Raw genomic sequence first — 16923 nt, forward strand, 5'->3', positions numbered from 1 at the left:
GTCTTTTTTACAAAGGTAATGGTTTTCTTATTTCTGTTATATATTAAGAAAACAAAAAGAGGACATTCTTCAATGAAGATGTCCTCTTTTTATACTTTTCTATCAAGAAAAGCTTACGCTTCTGCAACCGGTTGGATTGAAACGAAAGATCTGTCTTCTTTTGTTCTACGGAAAGTAACAACACCGTCTACCAAAGCATACAATGTATGATCTTTACCGATACCTACGTTTTCACCCGGGTGATGAACTGTACCTCTCTGGCGAACTAAAATGTTACCAGCTTTAGCAATTTCTCCACCAAAAAGCTTTACACCTAATCTTTTGCTATGTGATTCACGGCCGTTCTTAGAACTACCCACACCTTTCTTATGTGCCATTTCTTTTTTTCTCCTTTAAACGTTAAGCAACAATCTCTTTAATACTCACTTCGGTGAACTGCTGACGGTGACCGTTCAACTTGCGGTAACCTTTTCTTCTTTTCTTATGGAAAATAAGAACCTTGTCACCTTTTACCAGCGGAGACAGTACTTCACATACTACCTTTGCACCTTCAACTGTAGGAACACCTACTTTTACATCACCATCGTTGTCAACCAACAATACTTTGTCAAACTCAACAACAGCACCGCTTTCTGCATTCTGAATGTGGTGAACAAATAATTTCTTTCCTTGTTCAGCCTTGAACTGTTGTCCGTTAATTTCTACGATTACGTACATCTGTCTTTTAATTTAAACAGGTTAGGTCCCGGGGGTGGGCATCGTCTCCGACTCCTCTTGTTTACCCTCTGCAGATTTTCAGACTGCAAAAGTACTGCATCCGAATTTATTATGCAAATGTTTCATGAATATTTTTGTTACCATACCCGGCACACGCATCAAAAAATAACGCCTGTTGCATTCTAATCTTTTGACAAAAGCTCCGTCACGTCATATACATTATAATATATGCCTGGTGTAACGGAAATCCATACTTTACAATTCGCAACCTCATTTGGGATGGATACCTGAGTGTGGAAAAGAATGGGAAGGAATCAAAAGCTTTGGTACAATTACTTCCCAAAGAACGATACTGTCTACAGGAGAAACGACCACAGAAACAAGATGTTTCATATCTTCCTTGGAGAAAGATGCACCCATGCAATTGAATATCATACGAAATCACTGGAAAATAGAGAACAATTTGCATTGGCAACTAGATGTTTCTTTTAATGAAGATGAGACCAAAATGAAAAAGAACCAAGTGTTAAACCTGGCTATATTAAGAAAAATGGCAATGCCGGTACTGAAAGCCTTTACATACAAAAAAGGAGCATCCTTGAAAAAGAAAATGTTAGCAGCAGCATTAAAGCCCAATATAAAGAAAGAGATAATGAAAAAGGCAATGGTACTATATCAAAAATCCTAATGCGTTTGCCCTAGATCTGTCCTGTCCTGAAATAAGTTGATAATTATCAACCGCTCGGTTGATAATTATCAGCCATACGGTTGACAATTGTCGGCCGCTTGGCCGACAATTGTCAACATTCATTTTGCCAGGGATATTAATTACAAAACATATACTATTATTTCTATTTTTCCATGCGCCGAAAATCAAAGATATTTCGTATGTTTGTAAATAAAACGTCTTATACAAAAAACGAAAAAGATGAATTACTACGAACTCGATTTCACATATACTTCACCCATAGAAGCATCCATACTGAACGACGTGCTTGCCGCCGAATTAGGCGAAATAGGTTTTGAAAGTTTTACAGAAAACGAATATGGATTGCTTGGCTACATCCCAGATACTTCATATAATGAGATAATATTAACGGATAAACTGAAAAACTTTCCGCTGGAAAACGTTGACATCCATTATACGGCAAAGTTGATTGAAAGCAAAGATTGGAACGAAGAATGGGAAAAAAACTATTTTAAACCTATCCGTATCGGAAACGAATGTATAATACGTGCCTCATTCCACAAGCCCGAACCAGGTTATGCCTATAACATTATTATTGATCCGAAAATGGCTTTCGGCACGGGCAACCATGAAACGACTTACCTGATGATAAATGAGATGCTAAAATTAGATCTCGAAGATAAAGAAATACTGGATATGGGTTGCGGAACAGCCGTCCTTGCCATTCTAGCCTGTATGAAAAGAGCCAAACGAGTAATAGGTATAGATATTGACGAATGGGCTTACAACAACGCGCTCGAAAACATCAGACTGAATAATGCACGAAAAATAGAAATTGCATTAGGAGGTGCAGAACAAATCCCGAATTTCGGTCTCTTTGATATTGTATTTGCCAATATAAACCGAAATATCCTGCTCAATGATATACAACGTTATACGCAATGTATGAAGCCGGGAGCTCTTTTATTTATGAGCGGATTTTATACAGAAGATATACCAGTAATTGAGGCAGAGTGTATTAAGAACGGGCTTACACTACTATCCCATGCAGAAAAAAACAATTGGGCAGCCGTAAAAACAATAAAAAACGATAACATTAATTAACCTCAAAAGTTAATACAATAATAAACTATAGTCTAAATAAAAACGTTATCTTAGTAGAAACTTTAAAAAAGGAAGAGTTATGAAAAATGTAGATTCTAAATTATTGCTAGGCCTCGTAGTAGGCGCTGCTGTAGGTGCTGCTGTAGGTTATTTAGCCGCTTCGGATAAAAGAGAACAGCTATTGGAAGATCTGAAAGAAGTAGCAGGCAAGGTAAAAGACGGCTTCAACTCTGCTTTGGCTAAAGCAAAGGAAAGCGGAGCTTTGAAAAGTGTAAAAGAAAAAGTAGCTGAAAGCGCAGAATAAAACTGATATAATGGAGAACGACTCAGAAAAATTCTTCGGTAAACTAAAAAATGATATCTCAGCTTATGTGGAGTTAAAGCTTGAGCTCCTGAAATTAAGCACATACGAAAGGACCGGAAAGGTAATTGCGGTTCTTTCGTACAACTTGGTGTTATTGTTTCTGGCCTTCTTTGCTATCTTATTTATCTTTCTTGCCCTGGGATTTTTCTTGGGAGATTTGTTCAATTCATCCGGCTTGGGCTTTGTCAGTGTAGCAATTCTGTATATACTGCTAATAGGTATCATTGTAATAAACAAGAACAAGATTAGTAATGCCATACTGAACGAAGTCATCATAGCAATGACAGCAAATGACGATAAAAACAATGCAACAGAAAATAAACAACAAACAGACACCACTGGAGAAGCTGATTTCTGATAAAGAGCGCATTCGGAAACAATGCCGCGAACATGAGCAGAAACTCAACGAAGACTTCTCTTATATCCAAGAGAATGCAGGGAGTTTATTGCTTTCAGGCATATCGTCTTTATTGTTTCCAAAAACAAAATCGACAGCTAAATCCGGCGAAAACACAACAACACAAAATAACAAGGGAGATCTGCCTGCTGTCTCATTAGGTTTCTCTGACTATCTGTCTATTACCAAGAGTATGTTACCCCTTGTTTGGGACATAGCCCAACCGTTTATCATGACCTGGGGCATAAAAAAAGCAAAGAATTTACTCAGGAGCGTATTTTCGAAGAAAAAGAAATAAGCCCAACAATTAATTTATGTTAGAAAACATACTTTTCTGACCTTATTATAAAGCTCAATACAAAAAACATAGTTACATTTGCAGTCGTTAAAAGCAAGGATAAAATGAAACACTGTATCTATTTAATAATAGTAATTGCATTAATGCTTGCAATGTTGGTTTCATGTGCAACCCCTTGTGGCTGTTAGATAAGTTTTGGACAATCAATATTTTTAATAAACCATAAAAGTTTTATTACAATGATTAAAGTAGGTATAAACGGTTTCGGCCGTATCGGACGTATGGTGTTCCGTGCTGCAGTTAAGAACTTCGGCAATGATATTCAAATCGTAGGTATCAATGACTTGTTGGATGCTGATTATTTGGCATACATGTTGAAATATGACTCAGTACACGGTCGTTTCGACGGAACAGTTGCTGTAGAAGGTAACAATTTGGTTGTAAACGGTAACAAAATCCGTCTTACTGCAGAAATGGATCCTGCTAACTTGAAGTGGAACGAAGTTGATGCAGACGTAGTTGTTGAATCAACTGGTTTCTTCCTGACTGACGAAACAGCTCGCAAACACATCCAGGCTGGTGCAAAGAAAGTGATCATGTCTGCTCCTTCAAAGGATGCTACTCCTATGTTCGTTTATGGCGTTAACGACAAAACTTACGCAGGCCAGGACATCATCTCTAACGCTTCTTGTACAACTAACTGTTTGGCTCCTATCGCTAAAGTATTGAACGACAAGTTCGGTATCGTTAAAGGTTTGATGACTACAGTTCACGCTGCTACAGCTACTCAGAAGACTGTTGACGGTCCTTCTAAGAAAGACTGGAGAGGTGGTCGTGGTATCCTTGAAAACATCATCCCTTCTTCAACTGGTGCTGCTAAGGCTGTAGGTAAAGTATTACCTGTATTGAACGGCAAATTAACAGGTATGGCATTCCGCGTACCGACTTCTGACGTTTCAGTTGTTGACTTGACAGTAGTTCTTGAAAAGGCTGCTACAATGGAAGATATCTGTGCTGCTATGAAGGCTGCTTCTGAAGGCGAATTGAAAGGTGTACTTGGCTATACTGAAGATGCTGTTGTTTCAACTGACTTCCGTGGTTGCGCCAACACTTCAATCTTTGATGCTAAAGCTGGTATCTCTTTGGATTCCAACTTTGCTAAGATCGTTTCTTGGTATGACAACGAATGGGGTTATTCAAACAAAGTTTGTGAAATGGCCCGTGTTATCGCTGGTAAGTAATTTATCACAAAATAATAAAGAAAGCCGTCCTCACAAGGGGCGGCTTTTTAAATTCTGCCTTCAGATTAGGTTCGGATGAAATATGGAACGTATTATCCATATTTGCATAAAAGGCGAAATTGTCTTTATCAAAACTTATATCGTGATAATGTCTACTCTTCATTTTATCATAATAACCGTTTAAAGTTAATCTGGAATCAAGAACTGAGCCGGCTTTGAAAGATTGGGAACAAACTCCAATAATCAATCTCTTTATGTTTATAATATTCTCCGGACAAAGAAGCATTTACAGATAATTTATCAGAAAAACTTTTAGAAAAGCCCGCATATAAATCGTACACATATTCATTCAAGCTACTGCTGCTATTAGAGCCCGACCAATCATGCCCATCTAATGAATGGTAGATTTGAGAACTTTTATCCGAAGCAAAGCTAAACTTTGTACCATAATGAAGCTCCCACCCTTTTCCTAATTGATGATTTTGATCCGCATAAAATAAAAAACGACGAATATCCTGTTTGGACTGAGCATTAAAGATATTTTCTTTTCCTGCCATCTTCTCCCGGTAATGTTGTGTGGTATGGTTTTTATAAAGTGTAAAATCAGAACTTGCAAAGCAAAAGAAGCAATTATTTATTTGACTGAGGTATTCTTTTGGAAATATTAAGTAAGATAGCTATTTGGAGCATTTTTACCTATCTTTGTCTGCATAATGAAAAAGTATGAACTAATTACCGTTTTGGGGCCTACAGCATCCGGCAAAACATCTTTTGCTGCTGCCTTGGCCGAGCGTCTGGACACGGAGATTATCAGTGCAGATTCCAGGCAAATATACCGTTCGATGGATATAGGAACAGGAAAAGACCTGAAAGACTATGTGGTAAACGGCAAAGCAGTTCCTTATCATCTGATTGATATTTGCGAGCCCGGATATAAATATAATGTATTCGAATACCAACACGATTTTTTCCGCGCTTACCAATCTATCAAAGAGAAAGGCAAACTGCCCGTACTTTGTGGAGGAACCGGAATGTATATAGAAGCTGTACTGAAGGGATATAAGCTACTGGATGTTCCACAGAATCCGGCTCTACGGGAATCGTTGAAAGATAAATCTTTGCAGGAACTGGAGAATATATTAGCTTCGTACAAGAGATTACACAATAAAACAGATGTAGATTCTGCCCAACGTGCTATCCGTGCCATCGAGATTGAAGAGTATTATAAAACGGAAGCACCGGATGCAAACGAATACGATCCTATCCATAGCCTGATTATTGGCATTGACATAGACCGCGAGCTACGTCGCGGGAAGATATCCAAACGTTTACGTGACCGGTTAAACGAAGGCATGGTAGATGAAGTTCGCAATATCATAGCCGGCGGTGTAAAGCCGGACGACCTGATTTATTATGGTCTGGAATATAAATTCCTAACATTATATATTATAGGGAAACTGTCGTATGAAGAGATGGTTTCGCAATTAGAGATTGCCATTCATCAATTTGCTAAAAGGCAAATGACCTGGTTCCGCGGAATGGAACGCCGTGGCTGCATGATACACTGGATCGATGCTACTCTACCGACAGAAGATAAAATAGAAATCACAGAAAATTTACTTCGTAACAAAGAATAATATGATTACAATAAAAGACTTAAGCAAAAGCGACAACTTCTTCCTGATGGCAGGCCCATGTGTAATTGAGGGCGAGGATATGGCTTTACGCATAGCCGAAAAGATAGCAGGTATAACAACTAAGCTAAATATTCCATATATATTTAAAGGTTCATATCGCAAGGCCAACCGTTCGCGTCTGGATTCATTTACAGGTATTGGCGACGAAAAGGCATTGAAGATTTTACGCAAAGTCAGTGAAACCTTTCATATACCGACTGTTACCGATATCCATGAGACATCCGAAGCTGCCATGGCTGCCGAATATGTAGATGTATTGCAAATTCCGGCTTTTCTATGCAGACAAACCGATCTGCTTGTTGCCGCCGCAGAAACCGGTAAAATTGTCAATATAAAGAAAGGACAGTTTCTCTCTCCCGGAGCTATGCAATTTGCTGCACAAAAAGTAGTAGACGCTGGTAATAATAACGTAATGCTGACCGAACGCGGAACAACATTCGGTTATACCGATCTAGTTGTTGATTACAGAGGGATTCCACAAATGCAGGAGTTTGGTTTTCCTGTAATCATGGATGTCACCCATTCATTACAACAACCGAACCAAACGTCCGGTGTTACAGGAGGAATGCCTGCCCTTATAGAAACAATAGCAAAAGCTGCTATTGCAGTTGGTGCAGACGGCCTGTTTATAGAAACACATCCGGAACCTTCCAAAGCAAAATCTGATGGAGCAAATATGTTACAATTGGATTTATTAGAAGAATTGCTTACAAAACTAATTCGAATCCGGGAAGCAATAAAATAATATCTTATTTAAAAGATGAAGAAATTAACATTAATACTTGGCTTTGTTCTATTCGCATTTGGAACAATAGCTCAATCATCTGTTTCATTCCAAGCAAAGGCGGGCGTTGGAGTTTCGAGTTTCTGGGGAAAAAATGCAGATAGCAATGCCAAATTTGCGTACAAACTCGGAATTGGAGCGGAATATGTCTTTAATAAGACATGGGCCTTACAGACATCGTTAAACTTTGCCTCTAAAGGTGGTAAAGATAAAGATGGTCAGACCGGAACAATCACAATGAACGAACTATATCTTGAATTGCCAATTTTAGCAGCAACTCGTTTTAATATTGGAACGAACACCAGATTTGTAATTAATGCAGGTCCGTATATAGCATGCGGAGTAGGTGGTAAAACTAAACTAGACCTAATTGAAAAGAACATTCCAACTACTACGGGATACATAACAATAGGTGGTAAATTCGATGTCAATACTTTTGGTAAAATCAGTGACGGAAATTTAGGTTGTAACCGTTTTGATGCAGGCGCCTGTCTAGGCATAGGAATCGAATACCATAAGTTTATTTTTGCATTGGATAATCAGCTCGGACTAGTTAGTATGGATGGCGATTTAGGTGATGTAGCTAAATATTTAGGTTACGAAAGTTTCTCTCCCAAGAATATATCATCTGTTCTGACCATAGGATATAAATTCTAAAAACAAATGACAGCCGGCAAATACACATATAACTGTCGGCTGTCACCCTACTAACTGTTATCCCATCTTGCTGATTTTCCTCAGCTTCTCCTCATCAATAAGTTTAATCTTTCTACCATCCAACGCAATAATACGCTCAGATACAAATGTAGATAAGGTACGGATTGCATTCGAAGTAGTCATATTAGACAGATTCGCCAAATCTTCACGTGCCAGATAAATACTTAATGTGGCACCATCCTCTTCCAAACCATAACTGTCTTTCAAGAACAACAGAGATTCAGCCAAACGTCCGCGAATATGTTTTTGTGTCAGATTAACGGTACGCTCATCCGCAACTCCCAAATCAATTGAAAGCTGGCGAATAAAAAACATTGCCAAATGAGGATTACCCATCAACAATTCTGTAACAACGGCCATTGGGATCAGACAGACGGTGGATGCTTCAAAAGCAGAAGCATTCGTCAGATAATTTTCCTGAGCAAAGTTTGCACGATATCCGAAGTACTGAACAGGTTTAATCATTCGAATAATCTGGCTTCTTCCGCCAACACCTTCTTTAAAGATTTTCACCTTGCCTTTTAATAAGCACATCATGTCTTTCGGTTCGTCTCCCTCATAGTAAACCAATTCGTTCCGTTTAAAATGCTGAATGGACGAATTATTACGAAGGATTTCCCGTTCTTTATCGGTCAAAACCCTCCACACTTCTGATAAACTGGCCGATAAATCGACCTCTTCTTTTAGTTGTTTAACCACGACTGCTATATAACATACTTATGAAGCACAAATATACGGCTTTTCTTTTGAAACAATAAAACATTTTGTATGATTAATTGCAGGTAATCATAACATTTTATCTTCTTTCATCTATAATCTGAAATTTATTCATTATATTTGTATATAAAGATTAATCTACCATTGAAATACCTATATTTGATACTTGCCCTTCTTGCAACAACTGTAAGTACAATGCTAAATGCCAAAAATACTTATGGGGATTTATTTTTGCACACACACAATCATACAGCAAAAACTCAGCTAGCCGATTCTATCATGAATATTGTTATAGAAAGTGCTTGCGGTTATGCAGATGTCGTATCTAAGTATGATGCTGAAATATATATTAAAGGACGTACTGAAATACTAAAACACAACTTCTTAATCCGTTTCGCCAATAATCTCTTTCCTGTTGACCGGAAAAATAAAGATATGCTCTTTGAAATGTTCAGCCAATCTAAATTCAGCGCACCCAACAATTATTTCCATAGTTTTAAGGCTGTCAACGGAAACAGTATACCCAACCGTAGCAAACAGCAAGAAGTAGTAAGTTTTCTAAATCTCAATGTATATTCTCCCACCGCTTATAATGAAGAAATATTAATGCCGGTAGCAAGCAATGCATTCAGTTTCTATAATTTCACATTGGAAGACATACAAGATACACTCGGACTCAAAATCTACAAAATCCGCTTTATGCCTAAAATGTGGAGCCAAAAACTGGTATGCGGAGATTTATATATTACCAACAATTCCTGGGTGATTGACAAAATAGACATGAATGGACGTTTTTCTTTCGCCGAATTTAATCTGGTCATGACGTTTAATAGAGATTTCCGCCGTTTTCTTTTACCCGATAAAGCCGATCTGTTTCTTAGATACAACGTACTGGGGAACGTCATTGCCAGTACTTATCATGCGACTTTCAAATACAAGAAAGTTGAATGGATTGAAGAAAATCATCAAAGCAAGCGACAAAAATCACTCGATTTAACCAGCTATTACCGTCTGTCTTCCGATACGATCCCTATTATCAGGGATTCAACTTATTGGAATAAAAAACGGGATATTCCTCTCACCTATGAAGAAAATAAAATTCTCACCCAAGTCAAAAAAAACGAAGATAAATTAGATACTACCAACATGGTAAAGTATATAAAACTCACTCAGCAATTAACAAATACCGTAAACCTAGACTATCGCACTACCCGCATCAAATATTCAGGAATACTTAACCCTTTTCAATTAGGTTATTCCGCACGAAACGGTATAAGCTACAAACAAAAAATACGCATAAGCAAAACATTTGAAAAAGACAGGCAAATCCGTTTCCGTCCCGAAATAGGTTTTACATCCAAAAGAAAAGAATTTTTCTTCAAAATTGCCGGCGACTGGGAATACAAACCTGAAAAGTTAGGAGCATTAAGTCTCATGATAGCAAATGGTAATCAAGGTTATTCATCCGAAATAACCAAAAAGATCAATGCAGAGTTAAAAGACTCCGTCTTCAATTTTGATGATCTCAATCTCAAATACTTCAAACACTATTATGTTGACCTGCGTAATACTATTGAATTATTCAATGGTTTCCAGTTAATGACGGGAATATCTTACCACCGTCGTATACCGGTAAAAACAAGTACAGATATTGACCCGGGAGAGGGTGTTGATAATATTTTAAATGAAAACTATCATGATTTCCTCACAACCGTTGGTTTTTCATATACCCCCCGGCAATACTATCGGATGGACGGGCATCGCAAAGAATATGTCCGTTCCTACTACCCGACCATTTCATTGGAAATAGCCAGAGCAATTCCTAATGTAGGGAAAAGCATAGGAAACTACGGGCGCATTGAAACCGATATACATCAAAGTATCTCTCTGGGCTTATTACGTAAACTGAATTATCATATCAGCGGAGGACTTTACACAAAACAAAAAGGAACCTATTTTGCAGACTTTGAATATTTTACACGGCACAATTTCCCGGATTCGTGGGATGATAAAATAGGTGGGGTCTTCAATTTGCTAAAAAGCGAATGGTATAATGCTTCCGATAAGTATATACAAGCGCATTTTATGTATCAAAGCCCTTTTATCCTTTTCCAACTACTAAAAAATAAAAGAGCTTCCAAACATATATTTTCCGAACGATTCTACTTAAGCCAATTATGGACTCCAATACTGCCAAGCTATACCGAAGCCGGATATGGTGTCGGAAACAACATATTCAATATTGCCATTTTCCTCGGATTTAATAAATGGGAATATCAAAGTATAGGATTCAAATTTGCATTTGAATTATTTCAATGACGGACTTAACTGACGGACAACCATTATTCCGGCATTGCTCTTTATCCGTTTTGTATATGCTTCCAAAGACTCTTCATTGACAATAACCTTTTTTGCAACAGAAGAGGCATGTATAAAAGTAAGCTTATCCCCAACCCAATAAGCAATACCTACGTGAGAAATATCCAATCCTTTGATATTTGTCACAAAGCAAATTATATCTCCATCTTTAATACCACGGGCACAGGCCCCTATATCTTCTTTAGGTAAATAAAAATAAGAACGGGTATTTATCTCCTTTTCTTTTGCTGTTATCTTTGCAACACGTTCCGGAGAATCTTTCAACTGAACATAACTATCCGGATGCGTCGACATAAATGATAAATTTACGGCTAATGGCTTTCCGCCTATCTCTTTTGTAATATCTTTTATCCTGCCCTGCTTCTGGTTTTCATAAATCCAATCAGTCGTATAATGCAAACGATCCGTATAATCCAAACCGGCAGAAAGATTCTCTGACATATTATCACGATAACGGAAAAGAGATAAAACATGGCAGAAATTATCGAATGAAACAGACGGCATCTGCAATGTACGCACCAAAGCAACCGTATTCTCCACTAAAGTCATACAGTCCAATCCACTGAAATTGACAACCAGCTTTTCCGGAACTCGTTCCAATGTAGCGGCTACATAAGGTACACCCAAAAAGAACAAAGCAGCTTTCACCGTCAATTCCCCTGTAGGTAAAGATTTCTCCGACTCCACTTCTTTTATAAAACGGTCAAAAACAGCACGGTCTTCGCCCGTATAATATACAGAGTCGACAACAGGTAAGACCTGTGCTTTTCCACACAAAGGAAGAAGCAGGAAAATAGTCATACAAAAATATCTCAGAATCATATTTCAATTATTTTGTAGCCAACAAATCCTGAAGTTTAACCAGTTCATCACGAAATTGCGCAGCTTCTATAAAATCCAGCTTTTTGGCAGCTTCAGCCATTTGTTTCTTTGTACGTTCAATCGTTTTTTCCAATTGCTGACGACTCATATACTGAACAACCGGGTCGGCCACCAGACTAGGTTCTGATTCTATATAAGCATATGGCTCAGATGTAACCGTTTGTTGTTTCTCCGCAACCAAAGAAACACTATTCTTAATAACCTGTTTCGGAGTGATACCATGTTTTTCATTATAAGCTAACTGTTTTTCGCGGCGGCGGGTTGTTTCATCCATTGTCAACTTCATACTATCAGTTATCTTATCAGCATAAAAAATCACCTTTCCATTTATGTTACGCGCCGCGCGTCCGGCTGTCTGCGTCAGCGAACGGTGAGAACGCAAAAAGCCTTCTTTATCCGCATCCAGAATTGCAACCAAAGACACCTCAGGCAAATCCAATCCTTCACGTAATAAGTTCACACCAATCAAAACATCAAACAGCCCTTTACGAAGATCATCCATTATCTGGATACGTTCTAACGTGTCCACATCACTATGAATATAATTGCACCTCACTCCCATACGAGTCATATAAGTAGTAAGCTCTTCAGCCATACGTTTAGTAAGTGTTGTCACCAACACCCGTTCATCTTTAGCAGCACGTTGCTCTATTTCTTCCATTAAATCATCTATCTGATTCAATGTCGGACGCACCTCTATTACCGGATCCAATAAGCCGGTAGGACGAATTACCTGGTCTACAACAATTCCTTCGCTTTTTTCCAATTCATAATCGGCAGGTGTTGCACTCACATAAATAGCCAAAGGAGTAAGAGATTCGAATTCATCAAAAGTAAGCGGACGGTTATCTATGGCAGACGGAAGGCGGAAACCATATTCAACCAGATTCTTCTTTCTGGCAAAATCGCCTCCGTACATAGCACGTATCTGCGGTATGGTTACGTGGCTTTCATCTATCACCAGCATGAAATCTTTCGGAAAATAATCCAACAAACAAAAAGGGCGTTCACCTGGAGCTCGCCCGTCAAAATAACGGGAATAATTCTCTATACCCGAACAATGTCCTAATTCCCGTATCATTTCCAGATCAAAAGTTACACGTTCGTATAAGCGTTTCGCTTCAAATGGCTTCCCTATTTCTTTCAGGAAATTCACTTGCGTACCCAAATCCACATCAATCTGACCAATAGCGGAATTAATCCTGTCTTGTGTAGTGACAAATAAATTCGTCGGGTAAATATTCAGTTCATCCTGTTCATCTATTTCCTGACCGGTCTTAGGATCAAAAGAAGATAAACGGTCTATCTCATCATCCCAAAACTCAATACGGTAAGCCACACCGTCAAAAGTCTCAATAGCAGGAAAAATATCCACCGTATCACCGTTTACCCGAAAACAGCCACTATTAAAATCCAATTTGTTATTAACATACAAAGCATCGACAAAACGTCTTAATAAAACATCCCGGTCAATCTTCATTCCCCGTTCCAAATGTGTTACTTTTTCTGCAAAAGCACGAGGATCGGCCATACCATACAAACAAGACACAGATGAAACCACAATAACATCTTGCCTGCCGGACAAAAGAGAGGCGGTAGCACGCAAGCGCAGTTTATCAATTTCTTCATTGATTGCCAAATCTTTTTCTATATAGGTATCTGTAGACGGAAGATAAGCTTCCGGTTGATAATAATCGTAATATGACACAAAATACTCTACAGCATTATTTGGGAAAAAGGCTTTAAACTCACTATACAACTGAGCTGCCAAAGTCTTGTTATGGCTCAAAATCAAGGTTGGTCTTTTCACCTCCTTAATCACGTTTGCAATTGTAAAAGTCTTACCGGAGCCTGTCACCCCCAACAAGGTTTGAAAAGGTACACCGCTCTGTATGCCTTCGGTAAGCGCAGCAATAGCCTCCGGTTGATCTCCGGTCGGACTAAAAGGCGACGATAATTCAAAATTCATTCTTAATACCCTTTTTCTTTAGGCATAATTAACCAGAGCACAAAATAAGCTATAACCCCGGAAAAAACAGTAAATATACTCAGCAATACATAACCGACACGAACCAATGTAGGGTCCCAGTCAAAATACTCGGCAATACCGCCACATACACCTGCAATCATTTTATCGTTTAAACGAGTAAGTCTTCTTTTTTTCTCTTCCATAATATTCTAGTTTTATGTTTTTATTTCAAGCAAAATATTCCGTATACGAGTTAAAAACAAAAATAATCAGAAAAACCGATTATACTATATATTAAACCAGTAATTTACTTTAATCATAAAAGTATTTGTGGAAGGAAGCCCAAACATACGATCCAGATTCGATCCCCAACCGCCAATTTGTTTACTGTCGCGGTTAGACATTTGGTGTTCCCATACAAAATAGAGAGTAGAACCCGGTAAATATTCCCAACGGGCCACCAGATTAGAACGGAATTCATTAAAGCTGAAATTCGGGTTCGGAAATTCATAGACTTTTCCTTCATGGGTAAAGCTATAAAGTCCTTCATTATAATTCAAAGCATCGGAATGTATTGAATAAAAACGATTATCATACGAATGAGACTTTGTATCATCAGCCAGTTTAAAGTCACTGAACTTCGCTGTAGACGTAAAAGGAGAACCATAAAATTGGATAGAAATATCAGGAGTTACGTTCACCTGTACTTTCATGGTAAGGCCATACGTTTTCTGATCCATGTGTCCCGCCAAATAAACAGGAGTAAATGTTTTTTGCGTATTCGGCAACTCTACATTAGCAGGAAGTAATGTATTTACATATTGCATATTGTCCGTATTCCACGCATAGTTCAACTCACCGGACAGATATACATGGTTTCCCAGACGGAATGTCAGGCTCGGCATCATCGTATTAAAACGATTATATCCGTCCAGATTATGGTTACCTTCATATTTCAGCATAAACATAACCCGCTTTGCTTTATCCGTGTTAAACTTTACAGATGTCAGAAAAAAAGGATTATAGCGCACATCAGGACCACCTCTGAGCATGCGTGTATCCAGTTTATTCCATCCGAATGTTTCTTTCATATCCATTTCATAACGATTCATAGTCATACTCTGCCAACGCAAAGCAACATCATTATTAATTGCATACCCACCATAATTCCACCAATTCGTTTGTGTAAGAGTAAATGCGTTATAGCGGAACATCTTCCATATATCTGTCTGGCGATAAGCTATCTCCGTTTCATTTTTTAGATAATCGGTCTCCTTCATATACCCCATATCATTCAAATCAAAACCGGGAGAAGACCAACCAAACGATTCAGAAAAAGCCCACTTAGCATTACCTTTCCTTCCTACTTTTACATAACCACCCGTTCCATTTAATGAAGTCCTGTCCGGATCGACTCCTAAATAGCCTTTAGATGATTCGCGTTGATAATAATGTACAGCATTCCGTTGTAAAAGAGTTATAGCTTCTTTTGTTCCATTCAAGGAACTCAACATTCCTTTAACGTCAATATAATACAGCCTATTGTTAAAATACTGTGTAAAATCAATACCTGCAGTAAACGCATTCCGTACCAGAAATTTTTCCAGATAAGGTTCGCTCAAATCTCTGTTTACAGAAGTCAGCATGCCCCCTAGTAACGTATTTCCTCTCCAGTTCTTTTGCACACGTCCCACCGTATAATTTGTAAGAGGTTCCACTACTTCCGTCGTTTCATTACCATTTCTACTGACTTTAACAGAAGAACGGGCTGTAACACTTTGTACTACACCGATTGTAACCCCTTTCCGATTGGTACCTGTAAGTTTCAACGCACCGATAATAGGAACATTATCTTTTGTTCCGGCAAAGCTGCTTACATTATCAATATTTTGCGGAGTATAAGACGGGGCTGCACCGATACGGCGGGTATAAAACATCATATCATTACCATTTGCAAAATCTAAGATATGTTTTCCTTCCAGAAAGAAGGGGCGTTTTTCATCATAAAAAGTTTCATAAGCTGTCAGATTCATTACCGAAGGGTCTAATTCCACTTGCCCAAAGTCCGGATTAATAGTCATATCCAACGTAAAGTCAGACAATGCAAATTTTGCATCCAGTCCAACATTACCTCCCCAACTATGCCCTTTTTGATACGGACTACCCGGTATCTGAGGTGAATTGCGAAACTTACCCATTACATAAGGCAAAAACTCTATTCCGCGCGGCTTGGGCAAATCTGTCATACCGTGCATCTCTCCGAAAGAGAAAACATGGCCATTATTTTTCAATGGTATCATGCTCCAGTTCTGAACTTCGTTGTTACGCCGGATTATACGCCGTACATGAAGCCCCCAGACACCATCATCCGATTTCTGATTATAACGAAGTTGGCTAAACGGAATACGCAGTTCTGCAGTCCATAAAGAATCTTTTTGGTCAATATGGGTTTTTCCTTCCCATACGGCATTCCAACTTAAATTGACACTTAATTTGTCAGTAACAACCAAATCTGTTTTATTGCCTCCCAGATTTATATTAAACTCAGGGGCAGCCCTATAATCATGATACGTATCAAAAGCGACACTAATCAAATCGCCCAAACTATTATCATCACGGTTTCCTATAAACCTATTCATCTTTTCGGGTACTGCGTCCTTGCACATAACCCCCACATAAATATACTTATTGTCATAAAAAAGTTTCACTTTTGTAGGAGAAGGAGAAATTACCCGTTCATAAGGAATAATTTGCACAAAACGATCAGACCACTCACCCTGTTCAGTCCAGAAACCTTCATCAAGTTTCCCATCTATCACAGGCTTCTGGCCGGAAACCTTCGTAATATTGTACACTCGCTTATATGCCTTGTCAAAAGGTACAATCGAATCTTGCTGTGCAAAACATAACATAGATATAAATAAGGCAACAAAAAAATACAGGTATTTCATGGTCATTCATCTATTCAA

18 protein-coding genes are annotated in these 16923 nt (G+C 38.4%); 10 read left to right on the plus strand and 8 right to left on the minus strand.

The window, feature by feature from the left end; translation table 11 throughout:
- Positions 1-113 precede the first annotated feature (113 nt).
- Entirely contained in the window at positions 114-377 is a 264-nt protein-coding gene (rpmA, locus tag C4S38_RS09305; RefSeq protein ID WP_099463192.1) for a 50S ribosomal protein L27, read from the minus strand.
- A 22-nt stretch (positions 378-399) separates the two neighbouring features.
- On the minus strand, positions 400-717 hold the full coding sequence (rplU, locus tag C4S38_RS09310) for a 50S ribosomal protein L21 (protein ID WP_099463193.1): 318 nt from the start codon (positions 715-717) through the stop codon (positions 400-402).
- 274 nt (positions 718-991) lie between these two features.
- On the opposite strand from rplU, the gene C4S38_RS09315 reads away from it, so the two are divergent.
- The 6 genes from C4S38_RS09315 (at position 992) to gap (ending at position 4809) form a co-directional block, all read left to right on the plus strand.
- Complete coding sequence (locus C4S38_RS09315) at positions 992-1405, plus strand: ISAs1 family transposase (RefSeq protein WP_103983511.1); 414 nt, start codon at positions 992-994, stop codon at positions 1403-1405.
- A 240-nt stretch (positions 1406-1645) separates the two neighbouring features.
- Positions 1646-2509 (plus strand): 50S ribosomal protein L11 methyltransferase, encoded by an 864-nt coding sequence (gene prmA / locus C4S38_RS09320; protein WP_103983512.1) that lies wholly within the window; start codon positions 1646-1648, stop codon positions 2507-2509.
- A gap of 79 nt (positions 2510-2588) precedes the next feature.
- Positions 2589-2813, plus strand: a complete 225-nt coding sequence (locus tag C4S38_RS09325) for a YtxH domain-containing protein (RefSeq protein WP_099463197.1) — start codon at positions 2589-2591, stop codon at positions 2811-2813.
- Between the two features lie 10 nt (positions 2814-2823).
- A complete protein-coding gene (locus tag C4S38_RS09330; protein ID WP_099463198.1) occupies positions 2824-3231 on the plus strand; it encodes a phage holin family protein in 408 nt (135 codons plus the stop codon).
- Positions 3179-3568 (plus strand): hypothetical protein, encoded by a 390-nt coding sequence (locus C4S38_RS09335; protein WP_234999336.1) that lies wholly within the window; start codon positions 3179-3181, stop codon positions 3566-3568. The genes C4S38_RS09330 and C4S38_RS09335 overlap by 53 nt, the downstream gene beginning before the upstream one ends.
- Before the next feature lie 239 nt (positions 3569-3807).
- Positions 3808-4809 (plus strand): type I glyceraldehyde-3-phosphate dehydrogenase, encoded by a 1002-nt coding sequence (gene gap, locus C4S38_RS09340; RefSeq protein WP_099463199.1) that lies wholly within the window; start codon positions 3808-3810, stop codon positions 4807-4809.
- A gap of 197 nt (positions 4810-5006) precedes the next feature.
- Here gap and C4S38_RS16055 read toward each other — a convergent pair whose 3' ends face one another.
- Positions 5007-5366 carry an outer membrane beta-barrel protein gene (locus C4S38_RS16055; protein WP_234999337.1) on the minus strand — a complete coding sequence of 120 codons (360 nt, stop codon included), beginning with the start codon at positions 5364-5366 and terminating at the stop codon, positions 5007-5009.
- A gap of 156 nt (positions 5367-5522) precedes the next feature.
- On the opposite strand from C4S38_RS16055, the gene miaA reads away from it, so the two are divergent.
- Genes miaA through C4S38_RS09360 form a run of 3 tightly spaced genes read left to right on the plus strand, consistent with a single transcriptional unit; the run spans position 5523 to position 7947 of the window.
- Positions 5523-6446: a tRNA (adenosine(37)-N6)-dimethylallyltransferase MiaA gene (miaA, locus tag C4S38_RS09350; protein ID WP_099463200.1), complete on the plus strand. Its 924-nt coding sequence runs from the start codon at positions 5523-5525 to the stop codon at positions 6444-6446.
- A gap of 1 nt (position 6447) precedes the next feature.
- Positions 6448-7251: a 3-deoxy-8-phosphooctulonate synthase gene (kdsA, locus tag C4S38_RS09355; protein WP_103983513.1), complete on the plus strand. Its 804-nt coding sequence runs from the start codon at positions 6448-6450 to the stop codon at positions 7249-7251.
- Positions 7252-7266: 15 nt separating this feature from the next.
- Positions 7267-7947 (plus strand): porin family protein, encoded by a 681-nt coding sequence (locus tag C4S38_RS09360; RefSeq protein WP_103983514.1) that lies wholly within the window; start codon positions 7267-7269, stop codon positions 7945-7947.
- Positions 7948-8004: 57 nt separating this feature from the next.
- Here the strand turns inward: C4S38_RS09360 and C4S38_RS09365 are convergent, their stop codons facing one another.
- Positions 8005-8706: a Crp/Fnr family transcriptional regulator gene (locus tag C4S38_RS09365; protein WP_099463202.1), complete on the minus strand. Its 702-nt coding sequence runs from the start codon at positions 8704-8706 to the stop codon at positions 8005-8007.
- Between the two features lie 297 nt (positions 8707-9003).
- Between C4S38_RS09365 and C4S38_RS09370 the strand changes: the two genes are divergently transcribed.
- Positions 9004-11043 (plus strand): DUF5686 family protein, encoded by a 2040-nt coding sequence (locus C4S38_RS09370; protein WP_394340846.1) that lies wholly within the window; start codon positions 9004-9006, stop codon positions 11041-11043.
- Here C4S38_RS09370 and C4S38_RS09375 read toward each other — a convergent pair.
- From C4S38_RS09375 to C4S38_RS09390, 4 genes are all read right to left on the minus strand, one after another.
- Positions 11032-11925, minus strand: coding sequence for an N-acetylmuramoyl-L-alanine amidase-like domain-containing protein (locus C4S38_RS09375; RefSeq protein WP_103983516.1), 894 nt, complete (start codon positions 11923-11925; stop codon positions 11032-11034). The two genes, C4S38_RS09370 and C4S38_RS09375, sit on opposite strands and share 12 nt — an antisense overlap.
- A gap of 7 nt (positions 11926-11932) precedes the next feature.
- Positions 11933-13954: an excinuclease ABC subunit UvrB gene (gene uvrB, locus C4S38_RS09380; RefSeq protein WP_103983517.1), complete on the minus strand. Its 2022-nt coding sequence runs from the start codon at positions 13952-13954 to the stop codon at positions 11933-11935.
- A 2-nt stretch (positions 13955-13956) separates the two neighbouring features.
- Complete coding sequence (locus tag C4S38_RS09385; protein WP_103983518.1) at positions 13957-14157, minus strand: PspC domain-containing protein; 201 nt, start codon at positions 14155-14157, stop codon at positions 13957-13959.
- Positions 14158-14241: 84 nt separating this feature from the next.
- A complete protein-coding gene (locus C4S38_RS09390; protein WP_103983519.1) occupies positions 14242-16905 on the minus strand; it encodes a DUF5916 domain-containing protein in 2664 nt (887 codons plus the stop codon).
- Positions 16906-16923 lie beyond the last annotated feature (18 nt).

It is taken from the genome of Parabacteroides chinchillae (assembly GCF_900108035.1).
Lineage (GTDB): Bacteria > Bacteroidota > Bacteroidia > Bacteroidales > Tannerellaceae > Parabacteroides > Parabacteroides chinchillae.